General features: G+C 36.8%; 1 protein-coding gene. It reads right to left on the reverse strand.

What is annotated here, in order from left to right:
- Positions 1 to 569: DUF2268 domain-containing putative Zn-dependent protease (locus tag GMD1S_RS08160; protein ID WP_001166704.1), on the reverse strand; the 569-nt coding region annotated here is incomplete at its 3' end.
- Between the last annotated feature and the right edge of the window lie 402 nt (positions 570 to 971).

Below are 971 nucleotides of genomic sequence, written 5' to 3' on the forward strand. Positions count from 1 at the left end.
CCTTCACTGACTACCCAGTCTGCTAGTGTCGTCTGCTGGTTCCATTTGACAAATTGGAAGCGGACATTGTGATTGCACTCATGGGCTAACGCTGCCTGCACACGGGGTAAAGTATAGTCATTTGGTAGTAAACTAAGCATGAGGTAGCCTGGAATTCCTCCATCTCCGCTGTAACCCTTATTGAGCTGTAGCATAGGTTTTTCTGGATTGCCCAATAAAATAGTAAAATAGTAATCCTCAACCTCTAAGTCATAGCCAGCTTGCTCAAAAAGACCAATACTCCTCTTGATGGTATCTTGACAATCCTGCCAGAGTTGATCAGAGCTCAGAGCGTCGATAGCCGGTCTATCCTTTTCTGATAGAGTTCCGGGCAACTGATTCATAAAGCCAAGTAGGAATAGAGCATCAAATCCTCCAGGGTACTTTGCTTTCAAAGGGATGTGTTGCGTTTGGTATTTCATTGCAAAAGGTGCTAATATTTTAGCTCGAAAGAGACCTTCTCTCTTTTCTAAAGGAAGCTCAAGCATCTCCTGATAAACTTTATCTGAACGAATCATATTGATTTGCATAATAATCTCCTTTCTTATCTACTATTAGTATAATCCCTTACCTAGGGTCAGAGTCAAGAAGAAAATTGAAATATCTATTAAAATTTCATTGAAATTACCTCAAACCGTTCGAAAATTACCTTCAATAAAGTTCTTTAATACTGAGATTGTAATATCCGGAGTATCAATAAATTAAAAACTTACTTTTCTACTGTTCATAGGAATGATGATACCAGAAAAAAATAAATCCTGAAGGGTAAAAACTTGTATTATTTTTTATGGAAAGCCTATTATTCAAAACTTGTTTGTCTCCTAGATAAACTATATAATTAGTTTGCCCCATTTGTACCCCATGAAATATAAAAAGAAAAACCGCTACTCCTAAGAATAGCGGTTTTATCATGTTTTTAAGCTACTAATGTA

Origin of the sequence: Streptococcus sp. GMD1S (genome assembly GCF_000296875.1) — a bacterium.
Taxonomy (GTDB): domain Bacteria; phylum Bacillota; class Bacilli; order Lactobacillales; family Streptococcaceae; genus Streptococcus.